Origin of the sequence: Siccirubricoccus soli (genome assembly GCF_024178315.1) — a bacterium.
Lineage (GTDB): Bacteria > Pseudomonadota > Alphaproteobacteria > Acetobacterales > Acetobacteraceae > Siccirubricoccus > Siccirubricoccus soli.
In genome coordinates this window covers 1-16,211 of the sequence record NZ_JAMZIK010000206.1, presented here as the reverse complement: position 1 = coordinate 16,211, position 16,211 = coordinate 1, and the positions used below count along the sequence as shown (strand labels likewise).

Genomic DNA, 16,211 nt, shown 5'->3' with positions numbered 1-16,211 from the left:
GGGCCGCCATCGGCCGCGACGGCGCAGCGCGACCGGACCCGGGCCTCCGGTATCTTCGCCCTCCCGGCGGAACCCGGCCTGCCCGTTGACCTTCCGCGGCTTTGCCGCGGAAGGCTGTGCCGCACCCTGGGTGTCGAGCGAGGCCGGGGCCCCGCGAAGGCGCGCAGCGGCTTCGTGGGGACCGCTAGAGCGTGGGCTGCACCGCCGCGGTGGACATCTGCCGCGGCATCTTCCCCAGCGCGTTCCAGCCGCGCTCATACTGGGGCGGGGTCGGAACCGCGTCCGGCCGGCCCAGCGCGGCGGCGGCGTGCAGCGGCCAGTAGGGGTCGCGCAGCAGCACGCGGCCGAGCAGCACGAGATCCGCCTTGCCCTCGGCGACCACGGCCTGGGCCTGCGCCGGCTCGGTGATCAGCCCGACGGCGGCGACCGGGACCTTCGCCCCCTCCTTCACCGCAACGGCGCCCGGCAGCTGGTAGCCCGGGCCCAGCGGGATCTTCTGCCGGTGATCGAGCCCGCCGGAGGAGACGTCCACCATGTCGACGCCCAGCGCCTTCACCCGCGCGGCGAGCTGCACCGTCTCCGCCGTGTCCCAGCCGCCCTCCACCCAGTCGGTGTGGGAAACGCGGATGAGGAGCGGCACCTCCTCCGGAATGGCGGCGCGGACCGCCTTCACCGCCTCCTCGGCCAGCCGCGCGCGGCCGTCGAGATCCCCGCCCCAGGCATCGTTGCGCTGGTTGGAAAGCGGCGAAAGGAATTGGTGCATCAGGTAGCCATGCGCCGCATGCAGCTCGATGACCCGGTAGCCGGCCGCGATGCTGCGCGTCGCGGCGGCGGCCAGGTCGGCGATCGCCTGGGCGATCTCCGCCTCGCTCATCGCCTGCGGCACCGCATAGTCGCCGAAGGGGAGGGCGGAGGGGGCGAGGGGGGTCCAGCTCGGCTCGGAGGGGCCATGCTCCTCCCAGGGCGCGCGGCGGCTGGCCTTGCGCCCGGCATGGGCGAGCTGGATGCCGGGGACGGAGCCCGCGGCCTCGATGGCCGCCGTCAGCCGCCGGTGCCCGGGGATATGCGCATCCGACCAGATGCCGAGATCGCCGGGGGAGATGCGGCCCTCGGGGGAGACCGCCGCCGCCTCGGTGAAGGTCACCGCCGCGCCGCCGATGGCGCGGGCGACGAGATGCGCCAAGTGCCATTCGGTCGGCATGCCGTCCGGGCCACAGGAATACATGCACATGGGCGAGACGCCGATGCGGTTCCTTAGCGTCACGCCGCGCAACGTCAGCGGCTCGAACAGATCCGTCATGAGGTGGGTCTCCAGGGGCCGAGGCGGCCCAGGCGGTTTTCGAAGATGGCGAAGAAGATCGGAGCGCCGGCGGGAACCGGCAAGAGCCGCCCGACGGCATCGGCCGCGAAACGGGTGCGGGTGACGGCATCCCGCACATTGCCGCCGATCGCCTCCACCGCGCCCGGCACCGTCGCCACCACGATGTCGCAATGCATGGGGCGGAAGGCGCCGGCATCCGCCGCGCGCTCCTGCCAGTGGCGCAGCGGCCGGGGGCTGCGGTCGGCGCAGATCAGGTCGCCGGGCTGCGGCGCGTACGCCTCCGGCGCGTGCGGCAGGAAGGGGGCGCTGGCGGGAAAGGCCGCGGCATCGGCGATCAGCGCGTCCACATAGCGGGAGTGTGCGGCGGAAGGCGGGAATTCCCGCGCATCCACGCCGGCGCCGCGCAGGACGAAGCTGATGAAGGCGGCGGACCAGGCGGGCTCGTGCCACAGCGCCGCGCCCTCCGCCTGGCCGGCCAGGGCGGCGGCGTAGAGCCGGCGGTTCAGGGCGATGGCGCCCTCATCCTCCGGCACGGCGCGCCAATAGGCGAGGACGCGAGGGAAATTCTCCGGCGCGCCCTCCGCCCCGGTGGTGCGGCCGCCATCCCCGGGCGCGACGGTCATGCCGCCCCACTCGGCCCATTCCGCGAGGGCGATGCGCAGCATTCGCGCCTTGGCCGAAGGCGGGTAGGGCAGGGGCGGGGCAGGGGGCGGCACCGGCGCGGCGCAGGCGCCGAGGAGCAGCAGGATCGAGAGGGGCGCTGCGGCAGTGCCGCGACCCCCTCTCAAACTCACCCCGCAAAGGGCCGAAGCGCCCTTCGAACCCCTGGGTCTGGCATTGCGCCCAACGCCGAGCCGGGCAGCCAGCGCGCCAAGCCACCGCCCGGATCGCCCGTTGCCCTGGCGCGGCTTTGCCGCGACAGGCTGTGCGGAGCCTCGGCCCTCCGGCGTGAACGGGGCCCATGGCGGCGCGTAGCGCCTGCCTGGGCCGAAACCCGGGGCCCCCACGATGGCGCGCAGCGACATCGTAGGGATCTAATTCCCGTCCTGCGGCGCCAGCAGATGGCCGAAGCGCGCAGCCTTGGTGGCAAGGTAGCCGTCATTCACGCCATTCGGCGCGATCTCATGCGCCACCCGCCCCTCCACCACCACGCCGCAGGCGGCGAGCCCGGCCAGCTTGTCCGGGTTGTTCGTCATCACCCGCACCCGGCCGATGCCGAGCTGCTCCAGCATGGTGGCGGCGACGAGGAAATTCCGCTCATCCGCGCCCCAGCCCAGCGCCCGGTTGGCGTCCAGCGTATCCAGCCCGGCATCCTGCAGCCGGTAGGCGCGCAGCTTGTTCACCAGGCCAATGCCGCGCCCCTCCTGCGCCAGGTAGAGCAGCACGCCGCCGCCCTCCTCCTGCGCGATGCGGGCGATGGCGCGGCGAAGCTGCGGGCCGCAATCGCAGCGCAGCGAGCCGAGCAGGTCGCCGGTGAAGCATTCCGAATGCAGCCGCACCAGCGGCGCGCCGCCCGATGCGGCAAGCTCCTCCGGCCGGCCGATGACGATCGCCAGATGCTCGATCCCGCCATCCGCGGCGCGGAAGGCAATGATGCGTGCATCCGCCGCATCCTCCAGCGGCACCGCCGCCTCCGCCACGCGGCGCAGGCTGGTGGCGGCATCGACCGGGTAGGCCAGGACATTCGCGGCGGCGACGGCAAGCAGGTCCGGGCTCCCCAACCCCTCCCGCAGCGGCGCCATCACCACCGCCGGCAGCAGCCGGGCAAGCTTCGCCAGCGCCAGCGCCGCCGGGGCAAGCGGCGGGGCGGGGGCGCGGTCCGGCCGCTGGCCGGGGGGGAGAAGGCTTTCGAAGGTGGGGTCGGCGTAGCTGCGCAGCGCCGCCGGCTCCAGCAGCGCGGGGGGCAGGCGCAGCGCCACCGCCGCCGGCTCCTCGCCGGCCGGGCGCAGGGCAGGGGGGATCAGCGGGGCGATGGCGGCGGCACGGCTCGGCGCCAGCAGCAGCAGGGGCGCGACCCTGGCCAGGGCGGCGATTTCCGCCAGCCCGCCGGCGCCGACGGTCTCCGCCGCGGCCATCACAACGCCGTGACTCTCATCCCGCAGCAGAACCGGCGTACCGCGGCGCAGTTCCGCCACGGCCCGATGGACGGCGCGCAATCCTGCCACCAGGGGGTCGGCTGGCGTGTCTGTCTGGCCCATCCAGGGGTCGTCGGCCGTCATCCGGTGCATGGGCATGCATATAGGTCCATCGGCGCGGTATGGCGCCCCCGGAATGTGGCGTGCGGACGGCATCCGCCAGAGCCGCGGATGAAATATTCGACAAGCGTCATTCTGCAGCACCGCACCGGCTGCGGAACCGTGTAGGCTTGACAACCTCGCCATAGCTTCGCCATCGGAAGCAGATAAGGCTGCCCGCATTGCGGGAATTCCTGGGAGATGGCATGGCCGGTCCGCGCCCACTGCTGATCGTCGACGATGACGTTGCGTTGCGCCAGACATTGGCGGAGCAGCTTTCGCTGGACGGCGAATTTTCGCCCGCCGAGGCCGCGACGGCCGAGGAGGCGCAGCGCATGCTCGCCGGCGCCGATGCGCGCTTCGATGCGATCCTGCTGGATATCGGCCTGCCGGATGCGGATGGCCGGGACCTCTGCGTCCAGCTCCGCCGTCAGGGGCTGAAGGTGCCGATCATCATGCTCACCGGGCATGGCGAGGAGCAGGACGTCGTGCGTGGCCTGGATGCCGGGGCCAACGACTACATCGCCAAGCCCTTCCGGCTGAACGAGCTGCTGGCGCGGCTGCGCGCCCAGCTCCGGGTCTATGACAATTCAGAGGATGCGGTCTTCCTCATCGGTCCTTACACCTTCCGGCCCTCCGCCAAGCTGCTGCTGGAGCAGGCGCGCAACCGGAAGATTCGGCTGACCGAGAAGGAATGCGCGATCCTGAAGTATCTCTACCGCGCCGGCGGCCGGCCGGTGGGGCGGCAGATCCTGCTGAACGAGGTGTGGGGCTACAACAGCGCCGTCACCACGCACACGCTGGAGACGCATATCTACCGGCTGCGGCAGAAGATCGAGCCGGATCCGGCCAATGCGAAGCTGCTGCTGACCGAGGGTGGCGGCTACCGGCTGGACGCCAAGGCGGGGCAGGTCGCGGCCTGAATTCCCCATGACGTTGCTGCGCAACGCCATGGGGACACCGGGGTACGGCCCAGCCGGGCGCTGCGCCCCGCCATGGGGCCCCTGCAGGCTGGAAGGCCGAAGGTCTGGCGCAGCCTGGCACGGCAAAGCCGCGCCAGGGCAACGGGTGGTCCGGTTCGGGTGGGCGCCTCGGCGCCCCGTGCCGGTCGCGGCTATTCGAGGCGGACCGCCTCGTCGAAGCTGAGGCGCGGGCTGCGCGGGAAGAGGCTGGCGGGATCGCCATGGCCGAGATTGACCAGGAAGTTGGACTTCCACCCACTCTCGGCGAAGAAGGCCGCATCCACCTTCGCATTGTCGAAACCGCTCATCGCGCCGGCATCCAGCCCGACCGCGCGGGCGGCGAGAATGAGATAGGCGCCCTGCAAGGTGCCGTTGCGGAAGGCCGTCACCTCGGCCAGCGCCGGGTTCTCGGCGAACCAGGACCGCGCATCGGTATGCGGGAAGAGCTTCGGCAACTGCTCGTAGAAGGCCGGGTCATGCGCGACGATGACAGTCACCGGCGCGGTCATGGTCTTGGCGATGTTGCCCTCGGAGAGCGCCGGCTTCAGCTTCGCCTTGCCCTCCGCGGTGCGGATGAAGACGAAGCGGGCGGGCGAGGAATTGGCGCTGGTCGGGCCGTATTTCAGCAGGTCGTAGAGCTCCTGCAGCTTGGTGTCCGGCACCGGCCGGTCCTGCCAGCCATTATAGGTGCGGGCCTCGCGGAAGAGCTGGTCGAGGGCGGCGGGGTCGAGGGTCTGGGACATGGATCGGTCTCCTTCGGCCGCCGGCTTACCGCCGCGGCAGCGGGCGGGCCAATCGGCCGCAGGGATGCCGGCCATCACCAGATGCAATGAAGGAGAACCATTCCGGCCCGGCGGCCGGCGCAGGCGGCGGCGCCTCGCCAGGGGGCCAGCCTGGTGGATCGGGCAGGCAATGCCGCACCGGCCCGGGCTTCGGCCGGGGCTGGACGCGGCGCGGCCTGCGGCCGCTTGCGGCGGAGACGCCCGGGGGGCAGCGCCGCGGCGCGCCCCTCGCCAGGTCGCTCAGACCTCTTCCACCTGTTCCACGGCGACCACTTCGGGAACGTAGTGCCGCAGCATGTTCTCCACCCCATGCTTCAGCGTGGCGCGGGAGGAGGGGCAGCCGGAGCAGGCGCCCTGCAGATGCAGCCTCACGATGCCGTCGCGGAAGCCGCGGAAGACGATGTCCCCGCCATCCCCGGCCACCGCCGGGCGCACCCGCGTGTCCAGCAGCTCCTTGATCTGCTCGACGATCTCGGAATCCTCGGGATCGTAATCATCCTCGCCATCGGCGTCGCTGCCCTCAATCACCGGCAGGCCGGACATGTAGTGGTCCATGATGGCGCCCAGCACCTGCGGCCGCAGACTGGCCCATTCCGCCTCCTCATCCTGGGTCACGGTGATGAAGTCGGCGCCGAGGAAGACCCGCGCCACCCCCGGCAGGGCGAAGATGCGGCTGGCCAGCGGGCTGCGGGCGGCGGTCTCGGCGCTGCGGAAATCGGCAGTGCCGCCGCCCGGCATGACATCCCGTCCGGGCAGGAATTTCAGCGTGGCGGGGTTCGGGGTGCCTTCGGTTTCGATGAACATGGGCGGATCCTGAGTGCTGCCGCGGAATACCGTACCAAGGTGGTCGGTTTTAGGCCTTTTCGCAAGACGCCGCCCTCGCATGGCGGCAATGCCGCCAGCAAGGCGCAGCGGTGCCGGGCCGGGCGACGACCGCCAGCCGCGGCAGGCCGAGCGAGACCCAGGTCTCCCGAGACCCACGGCGTCGCGCCGCCACGTCGCGGGAGGTCAGTAGCTGAACGGCACCCGCAGCCGCGCGCCGGGGGCGGGCTCGAACAGCTTCTCCTCCAGCCGGCTGGGATTGCCGTCGGCGGCGACACCGCGGCTGGGCAGCGGCCGGGTAATAAGGCTGGGGTCGAGGCGCGGCCCCTGCGCCGCCCGGGCGGCAGGCGCCTCCAGCTCGCGGTTCGGGATCGGGGCCGGGCCGCTGCCCGGGACGGCATCGCGCGGCGGCAGGGGGGCGGGGGGCAGCTTCACCACCTCCAGCGCCGGGGGCTTGCGCGACCGGCGCGGCGCATCCGTCGCGGCAGCAGGGGCGGTCATGGTGGCAACCAGGCCCAGCCCCAGCAGCAGGGCGGGCAGGCGGTTCACAGCCCGCTCCCCTGCGGCAGCGGCACCGTGCCGCGGGCATCCTCGGGCGGGTTGCTGGCCGGCGCGCCCAGCGGCCGCCCCGCCGCCGCCCGCCAGGCGCGCAGCGCCCAATGGACGGAGGGGAAGGCGATCTCCGCCCAGGGGATCTCCGCCCAGTCGAACAGCGCCACCTCCTCGCTCTCCGGCCCGGCGGCGAAGCCTGGCGCGGCGAAGCCGGCGCGGAAGATGAGCTGCACCTGGCCGATCCGGGCGATGGAGAAGACGGCGAGCAGCCCCTCGATGGCGATGCGGGCCTGGGCTTCCTCCCAGGCCTCGCGGCGGGCGCCTTCCTCTGCCGTCTCGGCCATTTCCAGGAAGCCGGCAGGCAGGGTCCAGAAGCCGCGCCGCGGGTTGATGGCGCGGCGGCAGAGCAGCACGCGCTCGCCTTCCGAAACCACGCTGCCGACGATCAGCTTGGGGTTCTCATAGGCAATGAAGCCGCAGTCCCGGCAGACCAGGCGTTCCTTGTCGTCGCCCTCCGGGATGCTGCGGTGGAAATCGGGCATGGCACAAAGATCGGCGGCGCCGCTGCCCGGTGCAAGGCCGGTGTGGCGACGGCGCGCGATTGCTGCCATGCGTGGCATGGCGGCCAGCACCAGCCCCGGGGCCGGCCGCGCGTCCGCTCCTGGAAGGTGGCCCGGAGCGGGCGGTTTTACACCCGCAGGTCGAGCAGCGAGCCGCGCGGCATCGGCTTGCTGGGCGGCGGCGGCACGGCCTCCAGCGTCCGCTGCTGCGGCTGGCTGCCATTGCCGCCGATGGCGGCGCCGGGCGTCACGCCCCGCACCGGTTCCACCCCGCCCGGGCCCGTCACCGGCCCGGGGCCTGCCACGGGCCCGCCGCCGGAGACACCGGGGGTGAAGGCCGCCAGGGAATTGGTTGCGATCATGCGTAGCACCATGCCGCGGATATCCGAATTTCCGGTTAAGGCCAGCCGCGTCCAGAAGCCGGGGCGGCGGCGCTGCAGCGAGCTGCGGAGGATGGGCAGGGTGGCGGGGCGCATGGCGCAGGGTCGCGCCGATCGGCATTCGCGATCCAGCAACTAATGGTTGTGTTTATCGCATTTATGTACGAATCCCTAAAACGTGCCTCGCCCGGGTCCGGCCCGGTCGTGCTTCCGCCGCCGCCGCTTTTCCGCTAACCCCGGCCTCACTCGGGTCCCGAACCCGCTGGCCCTTGGCTGGCGGCGCTGGGGATCCTTCGCCGTGTTTTCAGCGGCCTGCCGAGGCCCGGACCCTCCGAGGCAAGCCGCCAGGGACAACCGATGCGCCACTTCCTCGATTTCGAAAAACCCATCGCCGAGCTGGAAGGCAAGATCGAGGAGTTGCGCCGCACCACCGATGCCGGCGGCATCGACGTGGCGGAGGAGGTGGCGAAGCTGCGCGACAAGGCGCAGGCGCTGCTGAAATCCACCTATGCCAAGCTGACGCCCTGGCAGAAGACGCTGGTCGCCCGCCATCCGGACCGGCCGAAATGCCTGGACTACATCCGCGCCCATATCGAGGAATGGACCCCGCTGGCCGGCGACCGCGCCTTCGCCGATGACGCCGCGGTGGTGGGTGGCCTCGGCCGTTTCCGCGGCCGTGCCGTGGCGGTGCTGGGCACCGAGAAGGGCAGCGACACGGAAACCCGCGTCCTCCACAATTTCGGCATGGCGAAGCCCGAGGGCTACCGCAAGGCGCGGCGGATCATCGAGCTCGCCGGCCGCTTCGGCCTGCCGATCCTGAGCTTCGTCGATACCGCCGGTGCCTTCCCGGGCATCGAGGCGGAGGCGCGCGGCCAGGCGGAGGCCATCGCGCGCTCCATCGAGGCCTGCCTCGAGGCGCCGGTGCCCTTCGTCGCCACCATCATCGGGGAGGGCGGCTCGGGCGGCGCCATCGCGCTGGCCGCCGCGGACCGGGTGCTGATGCTGGAGCACAGCATCTATTCCGTCATCTCGCCCGAGGGCTGCGCCTCCATCCTCTGGCGCGACGCCGCCCAGGCCCCGACTGCGGCCGAGGCGCTGAAGCTGACCGCCGAGGATCTCCGCCGCCTCAACCTGGTGGATGCGGTGGTGCCGGAGCCGCTGGGCGGCGCCCATCGCGACCCCGGCGCGGCGCTGACCGCCGTCGGCAACCGGGTCTGGGACAGCCTGGAGCCGCTGCTGGCGCTGGACGGCGCCACGCTGCGCGCCCGGCGGCGGGAGAAATTCCTGGAAATGGGCCGGCACAGCGTGATCTGAGCCGGTGAACGCCCCAATCCCCGGCGCACCCGCAGGGGCGCCCCAGCTTTCCCCCGCCGAGCTGCGCGCGGCCTTCTTCCGCAGCTTCCCCGGCGTGGCGCCGGCCATCATCCTCTCGGCCATCGACCAGACCATCGTGGCGACGGCTCTGCCGGACATCGCCGCCGATCTCGGCGCGGTGGAGAGCCTCTCCTGGGTCGTCGTCGCCTACCTGATCGCGGCCACCGTGGCGGCGCCGGTCTTCGGCCGGCTGGGCGATGTGTTCGGCCGGCAGCCCCTGCTGCTGGCGGCGCTGGCGGTGAATGCGGTGGGCTCCTCGCTTTGCGCCCTGGCGCCGGATTTCGGCGTGCTGGTGGCCGGGCGGCTGCTGCATGGCTTCGGCGGCGGCGGCCTCGCCACCATGGCCATGGCGCTGATCGGGGAGGCGGTGCCGCCCCGGGAAAGGGGGCGGTTCCAGGCCTATATCGTCGCCGCCTTCACCACCGCCTCCTGCCTCGGCCCCATCGCCGGCGGCTGGTTGACCCAGCATCTCGGCTGGCGCTCGGTGTTCTGGGCGCTGCTGCCGGTGATGGTCGCCACCGTGCCGCTGGCCCGCCGCATTCCCCGCCGCGCCCCGCCCAGCCGGGGCGGCGCCGGATTCCGCTTCGACTGGCCGGGGGTGCTGCTGTTTGCTGCCTTCGTCGCCCCGGCGCTGCTGGCCCTCGGCCAGGTGCAGAAGGCGAATTGGGGGGCGCTGCCGCTGGCCCTGCTGCTGCTGGCCGGCGCCGCCATCGCGCTGTTCGGCCTGCTGCGCTGGGAGGCGAAGGCGCCCGACGCCCTGCTGCACCTGCCGCTGCTGGCGGACCCCACGGTGTGGCGCGCCAATACCCTGACGGCCTGCGCCCATGGCGCGCTGGTCTCCCTGCTCACCTTCCTGCCGGTCTATCTGCAGGGCGTGCGCGGCCTGGCGCCGACCGAGGTGGGGGCGCTGCTGCTGCCGCTTTCGGTCGGCGGGGCGGTGGGCGGGCTCACCGCCGGCTCCCTGATGACGCGGCTCGGCATCGCCATGCCCTTCGCCTGCGGCGGGCTGGGGGCGGCGGCCGCGGTGCTGCTGGCGATCGCCGCGCTGGCGCCGGTGCTGGGGGATTGGGCGCTGGCCGCGCTGCTGGGCGTGGCGGCGGCGGGCATCGGCTGCTCCTACCCCGTGGTGCAGATCACGGTGCAGGTGGCGGGGGGCAACCACCGGCTCGGGGCCGCCGCGGCCTCCGTGCAATTCTTCCGCACCTTCGGCGCGGCCATGGCGACGGCGCTGCTGGGCACCCTGCTGTTCGGCACCCTGGCGCTGACGGATGCCACCCTGGCCGCGCTCTTCGCCCGGCTGGTGCGGGAGGGCAGCAGCGTGCTGGCGGCGCTGGAGCCGGGGGTGCAGGCGGCGCTGCGCGAGGCGCTGGGCTGGAGCTTCCGCGCCGCCTTCCTGGGCGCCGCCACCCTGCTGGCACTGGGCAGCTACCTGGCGATGCGGGTGCCGTTGCAGCGGCTGTAGCGCGCCCGGGCCTTCCCCGACCGGCCAGCCGCGCCGCCGGGCCTGGCCTGCCCGCGGCGCCGGATCGGCGGGTGGCGCCCCCGCTCCTGCTCCGGCCTGTTCTCCGCTCCCGTGCGGCATGGCCGCGGTCGGTCCGGCCTCCACCGATCGCGCCCGCCGCGAAGGGTCCGCAGATCGCGCCGCGGCCGGGCCGCATCGGTCCCTGGCCGCCGCGCGACCGCTTTCACGCGCCCGGCTATACTGGTATCGTACCATTCTGCGCGTAGGGGATCATGCCGCGATCCGATCCTCGGGCCCTGCAGAAACGAACCGGAAGCCTGGCCGCCGATGATCTCGGCAGGGTCGTGATGCTTCGCAGAAGGTGAGCAGCTTCCATGCCCAGCGCGCTGTCGATCTATCTGGACGCCATCCGCCTGGCCGCCGCGCTCGTCGTCTTCGTCGGCCATATCTCGGGCGCACGCTTCACCGGCGGGCTGTTCTGGCAGGTAGGGCCGTACATGGACGAGGCCGTCACGATCTTCTTCGTGATGTCCGGCTTCGTCATCGGCCATGTGGTGTTCGACCGGCGGGAGTCCGCGGCGGCCTACGCCATCAACCGGGCGGCCCGCATCGCCTCCGTCGCCGTGCCGGCGCTGATGGCCACGCTGCTGCTGGACACGCTGGGAAGGGCGGTCAACCCCGGCCTCTACGGCGCCTGGTGGGGCTTTTCCGATCAGGATCTGCCCCTGCAATACCTTACCTCGCTGCTGTTCGTGAACCAGATCTGGTACCTGAAGCTCATTCCCGGGTCGAACCTGCCCTATTGGTCGCTCGGCTACGAGGTCTGGTACTACGCGATCTTCGGTGCCGCCGTCTTCGTCCGTGGCCGGGCGCGCTACGCGGCCGTGCTGCTGCTTTGCGCCGCCTGCGGCCCGGCCATGCTGGCACTCTTCCCGGTCTGGCTGCTCGGCCTGCTGGCGCAGCGGCTGGCGGCCGCGAACCGCCTGCCGGCCGGGCCTGGCCTCGCCCTGTTCCTTGCCACCCTGCTTGGTCTCGGCCTCTACCTGCCGTACCAGAACGGGCATCCCGGGCTGATCCCCACCCTGCCGGAGGTCTTCGCCCAGCCCCGCGCGACGCATGACTACCTCACCGGCCTGCTCGTGGCGGCGAACCTCGTCGCATTCAGGGCCGCCGCCGCCTGGCTCGGCCCGCTGCTGCTGCCCTTCGGCCGCGCGATACGCTGGGCGGCCGGTGCCACCTTCACGCTCTACCTGTTCCACCTGCCGGTGGCGCAATTCCTGGCCGCCCTCATACCCCTGGCGCCCGACCACAAGGTGACGCGCCTGGCGGTGTTCGGTCTGTCCCTGGTCGCCTGCTTCGCCATCGCGGAGGTGACCGAGCGCCGCAAGGAGGGTTGGCGGCGCCTGCTGCAACGCCAGATGCAGCGGCTGCAACCGAGGCTGGCCAGCCGCGCCTGAACCCCGCCGGCAAGGTGGGGAGGCGTACCAGCCCCTGCCCGGAGCATGATCGGGTGCGTGAAGCCCCGCGGATCGGACCCTGGAGCAGGCTCCGGCCTGACGGACCACGCCCCCGATCCAACAGGCCGGAGATAAGCTGCCCCGGCTCCCATGTTTCCGGGGCAGGACATCCGATCGGGCGGGTCCACCCGACCAGGTATGGCTAATTGCCCGGCCGCCCGATCCGCGATTCCGGCGTATGCGAGGGCGGGTCGCTGGCCGGGAAGCTCTCCTCCACCGTCTCGTCCACCGGGTCCGGCTCCGCCGGGCCCAGCTCCGCCACCAGGGTCGGCAGCAGCTCCGCCACCGTCGGGTGGATCGGCATCATCTCCCGCAGCACCCTGGCCGGGGCGCGGGCATTCATCAGCGCCAGCACGGTGTGGATCGCCTCGTCGCCGCCCGGGCCCAGGATGGCGGCGCCGAGGATCGCATCGTTCATGTCGTCGATGACGATCTTCATGAGGCCCGCCGTCTCGCCCTTCTCCCGCGCCCGCGCCACCCGGCGCATCGGCCGCATCCCCACCCGGATCCGGTGCCCGGCCGCCCGCGCCGCCGCCTCCGTCATCCCGGCGCGACCGAGCGGCGGGTCGGTGAAGAGCGCATAGCCCATCACCCGGTCCGCCAGGCTGCGCTGCGCACCGTCCAGCAGGTTGGCGGCGAGGATCTCGTAATCGTCCCAGGAGGTGTGGGTGAAGGCGCCGCGGCCGTTGCAATCGCCCAGCGCCCAGATGCCGGGGATATTGGTTCGCAGCCCGTCATCCACCGTGACATAGCCCCGCGCATCCCGCGCCACCCCGGCCGCCTCCAGCCCAAGGTCGTCGGTGTTGGGCGTCCGGCCGGTCGCCACCAGCAGATGGCTGCCGAGCAGCGCCCCGCCCTGGTGCGCCAGCCGCACCCCCTCCGGCGCCGGGGCCAGGGAAAGGCCAGTGACGCCGGTCAGGATCTCCACCCCCTCGGCGCGGAGGAACTCGGCGACCGCCGCCGCGATGTCCGCATCCTCCCGCGGCAGCAGGTGCGGCGCCGTCTCCAGCACCGTCACGCGGGCGCCGAAGCGGCGGAACATCTGGGCGAATTCCAGCCCGATATAGCTGCCCCCCAGCACCAGCAGGTGGTCCGGCAGGGTCTCCAGCTCCTGGATGCTGGTGCTGGTCAGGTGCGGCACCGTCTCCAGCCCCGGCACCGGTGGCAGGGTGGGCCGGGCGCCGACATTCAGCATGATCCAGGGCGCCGTCAGCGCCTCGCCATTCACCTCCACCCCGTGCGGGCCGGTGAGGCGGGCATGGCCCTCGATGACCGTGACCCCCTCGGTCCCGCGCAGCCAGGCGGTCAGCCCCTCCCGCGATTCCGCCACCACCGCGTCCTTGCGCGCCTTCACCCGGGCAAGGTCGACCTTCACCTCCCCCGGCGGCAGCACCACGCCATACTCGGCGGCGCGGCGCGCCAGATGCGCCGCCCGGGCGCTCGCCACCATGGTCTTGGTCGGGGTGCAGCCGGTGTTCACGCAGGTGCCGCCCAGCGCCCGCCGCTCCACCAGCGCGGTGCGGCGGCCGGATTTGGCCAGGCGCACGGCGAGCGACGGCGCCGCCTGGCCGCTGCCGATGATGATGGCATCGAATTCCCGCATCGCGCTCTCCGTCCTGCCCCGCCCGCACCGTCCGGTCCGGTTCGGTCCGTGGCGGGACATGGCAGGAATCGGCGGGTTGCCGTGAACACAGCCTGGTGTCCTGCCCGCGAAGTTCGCGGGATTTCCCACGAACCCAGCGGAACAGCAGGCCACTGGTGTCCCGGCCGGGAATTCCGCCGGACCGCGATGCCGGTGACGGCGCCGGCCACGCCCCCTGGCTTGCCGGATCGCCCGACGCCCCCTTCAGGCCGGGGCCGGCGCCATGCCGGGCGGTCCCTCCGCCGCGGCGGGCGCCTCCGCCTCCCCCTCGGCCGGCGCCGGGCCGGCCAGCTCCGCCGCCCGCTCCAGCAGCTCGGTCAGGCGATGCGCCAGCAGGGGCGGCGCCCCGCTCTCCGCCCGCAGCGCCGCATCCAGCACGCCCGGCCCCGCCGCCGACCAGGCGAGCACCAGGCAGGGCACGCCCGGCAGCCGGCGCCGCGCCCGCCGCAGCAGGTAGCGCGCCGCCGCCGCGCTGCCCCCGCCCTCCATCAGGCAGAGGCAGACCAGCCGCGGCCTGACCCCTTCCGCCACCTCCCCGCCCAGCCGCACGCCGAAGCCGCGGCGGGTGAGCAGCAGGGCCAGCAGCATCGCCGCCTCGGCATCGAAGGGGCCGCGCCCGGGCAGGCAGAGCACCGTCCCCGGCGCCTCCCAGCCCGGGGGCAGGGGCGGCGGCGCCCTCTCCTCGTCCTCCTCCGCCTCCGCCAGATCCTCGGCCAGCAGGCCGAGGCTGCGGGTCAACGCCGCCCGCCGCTCCGGCGCCAGGGCGCCGCGCGCCACATCCTCCTGCGCCAGCACCAGGGCAGGCAGCGCCACGGCGTCCAGGTAGCCGGCCAGCTTGTCCTCCCGCAGGCAGCGCTCCGCCTGCTCCGCCAGCGCATCCGCATCCCCGGCGAGCGCCCGCTGATAGAAGGTCTCCTCCGGATCGAGGGGCGGGGCGTCGCCCAGCATCACCTCAAGGAATTCCAGCCGGTCCACATGCCGCCCCAGCACGACGAGGCAGACCGTCAGCGGCACCGCGAGCAGCAACCCCACCGGGCCCCAGAGCCAGGTCCAGAAGCTGGCCGCGGCGATGACGGCAATGGGGGAGAGGCCGGTGGAGTGGCCGAAGACCAGCGGCTCGAACACCTGGCCCATCGTCGCCTCGCCCACCCCGAAGAGGATGGCGACGGCGATGAGCATACCCCAGCCGGGATCCACCGCCAACGCCAGCAGCAGCGGCCCGGCCACGGCGACGAAGGTGCCGATGAAGGGGACGAAGCGCATCACCGCCGCCACCACGCCCCAGAGCAGCGGGTTGGGGATGCCGATGCCCCAGAGGGCGAGGCCGATCACCACGCCGAACCCGGCATTCATCGCCGTCTGCGCCAGGAAGAAGCGGGAGAGGCGCCAGGCCGCGTCATCCATCGCCGCCATGGTGCGGTGCAAATCCCCGGCGCCGGCCAGGCGGATCAGCCGATCCCGCAGATCCTCCCGGTAGAGCAGGATGAAGATCAGCAGGATGACGACGATGCCAGCCGTCGCCAGCGGCCCGAGCAGCGGCTCCGCCACGCTCCGCAGCATGTCGAAGGGGGTGGGGTCGGGGCTGTGCAGCTCCACCGGGATGGGCCGGCCCGCCGGGGCGGCGGCAGGGCCGTGCGGCGCGGCCTGGCGGCTGACTTCCGCCACCAGCCCCTGCAGCCGCTCGAACCAGCCGCCGAGGCCGGCGAGCTTCTGACTGATGGTCGTCTGGTAGGAGGGCAGGTTCTCGGCGAGGCTGGTCGCCTGGCTGCCCACCACGGTGCCAAGGCCGATGAAGAGCGCGCCCGTGGCCAGCACCACCAGCAGCACGGCGGCAATGCGCGGCACCGCGATGCGCCGCAGCGCCCGGACCAGCGGCGCCAGCACGAAGGCCAGCAGCACGGCGAGGGCGAGGGGGATCAGCAGCTCCCGCGCGAAATACAGCACGGCGACGAGGAGGATGGCGCCCTGCAGCAGCGGCAGCGTCGGGCCGGCGGCACCGGCGGCCAGGGCGCGGCGCGGCGGGCGGGCGGGTTCGGGCATGGGTGACAGGCGGCCTCCCGGCCGGGGATCGGCCGCCGGTTCGAAACGCCGCCGGCATGCCGCGGTTCATGCCGGGCGCCGGGGCGGGGCGGCACCGGCAGCCCCCCGGCTTTCCGCCTGTTTCCCTGGGGCTTCCCGCGGCGGGATGGCGGGCGGGGGCATCACGGCAGGTTGCAGGACCGTCCAATGCTTGACCGGGGCCGGCCGATCGGGTTGCTCCCCGGACCATGACCCTTCCACGCCTCCTCTTCTGTCTCCTGCTGCCGCTGTTGGCCCTGGCATCGCCGGGCCTGGCGCCGGTGGCCGGCGCCCAGACGGCGCGCCCGGCCAGCACCCTGACCGCCGCGGATATCGAACGCCTGACCTCCCTGCTGGAGGATGAGGCACGGCGGGCGGAATTCCTCCGCACGCTGGAGGCCCTGGCGACGGCCAGCAGCGCCCAGGCCGGGGCGGTGGGGGAGGGCACCGCGCCGACGCCCCTGCCCGTGCAGGTGCAGATGCGCGGCCCGGCGGCAGCCCCGGCCGGCCATGGCGGCGCGCCGGCGGCGGAGGGCGCCGAGGCG

The 16,211-nt window shown here is 73.2% G+C and carries 15 protein-coding genes; 5 read left to right on the top strand and 10 right to left on the bottom strand.

The window, feature by feature from the left end; all coding sequences use genetic code 11:
• Positions 1–184 precede the first annotated feature (184 nt).
• The 3 genes from NJ376_RS26030 to NJ376_RS26020 all read right to left on the bottom strand — a co-directional run bounded on the left by NJ376_RS26030 (position 185) and on the right by NJ376_RS26020 (position 3,555).
• Complete coding sequence (locus NJ376_RS26030) at positions 185–1,300, bottom strand: NADH:flavin oxidoreductase/NADH oxidase (protein WP_252956282.1); 1,116 nt, start codon at positions 1,298–1,300, stop codon at positions 185–187.
• Positions 1,297–2,115, bottom strand: coding sequence for a DUF2272 domain-containing protein (locus NJ376_RS26025; RefSeq protein WP_252956281.1), 819 nt, complete (start codon positions 2,113–2,115; stop codon positions 1,297–1,299). Before NJ376_RS26025 ends, NJ376_RS26030 begins: the two co-directional genes overlap by 4 nt.
• Before the next feature lie 240 nt (positions 2,116–2,355).
• Positions 2,356–3,555, bottom strand: coding sequence for a GTP cyclohydrolase II (locus tag NJ376_RS26020; RefSeq protein ID WP_370288665.1), 1,200 nt, complete (start codon positions 3,553–3,555; stop codon positions 2,356–2,358).
• Positions 3,556–3,761: 206 nt separating this feature from the next.
• Between NJ376_RS26020 and NJ376_RS26015 the strand changes: the two genes are divergently transcribed.
• On the top strand, positions 3,762–4,478 hold the full coding sequence (locus tag NJ376_RS26015) for a response regulator transcription factor (protein ID WP_252956280.1): 717 nt from the start codon (positions 3,762–3,764) through the stop codon (positions 4,476–4,478).
• Between the two features lie 191 nt (positions 4,479–4,669).
• On the opposite strand, the gene NJ376_RS26010 is transcribed toward NJ376_RS26015, so the two are convergent.
• The 5 genes from NJ376_RS26010 to NJ376_RS25990 all read right to left on the bottom strand — a co-directional run bounded on the left by NJ376_RS26010 (position 4,670) and on the right by NJ376_RS25990 (position 7,709).
• The gene (locus NJ376_RS26010) at positions 4,670–5,260 is read right to left on the bottom strand and encodes a malonic semialdehyde reductase (protein ID WP_252956279.1); all 591 of its coding nucleotides are present in this window, start codon (positions 5,258–5,260) and stop codon (positions 4,670–4,672) included.
• Positions 5,261–5,539: 279 nt separating this feature from the next.
• Entirely contained in the window at positions 5,540–6,103 is a 564-nt protein-coding gene (locus tag NJ376_RS26005; RefSeq protein ID WP_252956278.1) for a NifU family protein, read from the bottom strand.
• Positions 6,104–6,307: 204 nt separating this feature from the next.
• Positions 6,308–6,670, bottom strand: coding sequence for a hypothetical protein (locus NJ376_RS26000; protein WP_252956277.1), 363 nt, complete (start codon positions 6,668–6,670; stop codon positions 6,308–6,310).
• The gene (locus tag NJ376_RS25995) at positions 6,667–7,215 is read right to left on the bottom strand and encodes an NUDIX hydrolase (protein ID WP_252956276.1); all 549 of its coding nucleotides are present in this window, start codon (positions 7,213–7,215) and stop codon (positions 6,667–6,669) included. Before NJ376_RS25995 ends, NJ376_RS26000 begins: the two co-directional genes overlap by 4 nt.
• Positions 7,216–7,361: 146 nt before the next feature.
• A complete protein-coding gene (locus tag NJ376_RS25990) occupies positions 7,362–7,709 on the bottom strand; it encodes a hypothetical protein (RefSeq protein WP_252956275.1) in 348 nt (115 codons plus the stop codon).
• Positions 7,710–7,970: 261 nt separating this feature from the next.
• Between NJ376_RS25990 and NJ376_RS25985 the strand changes: the two genes are divergently transcribed.
• The 3 genes from NJ376_RS25985 (at position 7,971) to NJ376_RS25975 (ending at position 11,906) form a co-directional block, all read left to right on the top strand.
• Positions 7,971–8,927: an acetyl-CoA carboxylase carboxyltransferase subunit alpha gene (locus NJ376_RS25985; RefSeq protein WP_252956274.1), complete on the top strand. Its 957-nt coding sequence runs from the start codon at positions 7,971–7,973 to the stop codon at positions 8,925–8,927.
• A 4-nt stretch (positions 8,928–8,931) separates the two neighbouring features.
• Positions 8,932–10,449: an MFS transporter gene (locus NJ376_RS25980; protein ID WP_252956273.1), complete on the top strand. Its 1,518-nt coding sequence runs from the start codon at positions 8,932–8,934 to the stop codon at positions 10,447–10,449.
• A gap of 374 nt (positions 10,450–10,823) precedes the next feature.
• A complete protein-coding gene (locus NJ376_RS25975) occupies positions 10,824–11,906 on the top strand; it encodes an acyltransferase family protein (protein WP_252956272.1) in 1,083 nt (360 codons plus the stop codon).
• Positions 11,907–12,108: 202 nt separating this feature from the next.
• Here the strand turns inward: NJ376_RS25975 and NJ376_RS25970 are convergent, their stop codons facing one another.
• Both NJ376_RS25970 and NJ376_RS25965 read right to left on the bottom strand, forming a co-directional pair.
• A complete protein-coding gene (locus tag NJ376_RS25970; RefSeq protein WP_252956271.1) occupies positions 12,109–13,569 on the bottom strand; it encodes an FAD-containing oxidoreductase in 1,461 nt (486 codons plus the stop codon).
• Between the two features lie 243 nt (positions 13,570–13,812).
• The gene (locus tag NJ376_RS25965) at positions 13,813–15,648 is read right to left on the bottom strand and encodes an AI-2E family transporter (protein ID WP_252956270.1); all 1,836 of its coding nucleotides are present in this window, start codon (positions 15,646–15,648) and stop codon (positions 13,813–13,815) included.
• Between the two features lie 227 nt (positions 15,649–15,875).
• Between NJ376_RS25965 and NJ376_RS25960 the strand changes: the two genes are divergently transcribed.
• Positions 15,876–16,211: hypothetical protein (locus NJ376_RS25960; protein ID WP_370288663.1), on the top strand; the 336-nt coding region annotated here is incomplete at its 3' end.